The 663-nt window shown below is 58.2% G+C and carries 1 protein-coding gene; it reads right to left on the bottom strand.

The window, feature by feature from the left end; translation table 11 throughout:
* Window positions 1-39 precede the first annotated feature (39 nt).
* A partial coding sequence (locus tag GQR53_RS20540; RefSeq protein WP_165745061.1) for a hypothetical protein occupies window positions 40-663 on the bottom strand: 624 nt, incomplete at its 5' end.

The following is a 663-nucleotide window of genomic DNA, read 5'->3' as shown; positions in this document are numbered from 1 at the left end:
TTCATAAACAGGAGAATTAGTTTCGGTCCAGACTGGGTCTCATACATAAGCTCCTGGAGCGGACTTCGGAGCCGAGTACTTCACGGAATAACCACGACCGTCGCTCTTTGGGCACTGACAACAGAGAAGCGCCCCGCCGATGAGCTGCAGACCAGACGCGCCCCAGCCGATGAACAGAGACGCTCCCAGCTCGCGCTTCTGAGCCTCAGACAGAATGGGGTTGTAGAAGTCCCTGATGACGGTGTTCGCGCACCAGCAGACCGGGATCAGGCACAGAACGCCACCCACCAGGAAGAAGACGCCGGCCGCGACCCCCACTTTAGCCTTTGCGTCCCGTTCTTCAATGCAGTTGGTGCACTTGCCTCCAGCGACGGCCAGGAAAAGTCCCAAGAAGGTCACGAGGATTGAGATGATTACAAGCGCTCGAGCTGCCTGGAGATCTTGTGGCAGTGCCAGCATGGAGTCGTAGACCTTGCACTGCATCTGGCCCGTGCTCTGCTGCACGCAGTTCATCCAGAGGCCTTCCCAGAAGGTCTGCGCGGTCACGATGTTGGTGCCAATAAACGCCGTCACCTTCCACATGGGGAGCGCGCAGATAATGATGTCTCCCAACCAGCCGAGGACCGCGAGGACAGTGGCCAACATCTGAAGTCCAGCAGATGC

This window comes from Pseudoalteromonas sp. Z9A6 (genome assembly GCF_011378805.1).
GTDB lineage: Bacteria > Pseudomonadota > Gammaproteobacteria > Enterobacterales > Alteromonadaceae > Pseudoalteromonas > Pseudoalteromonas distincta.
This window is presented reverse-complemented; position numbering and strand designations above follow the sequence as displayed.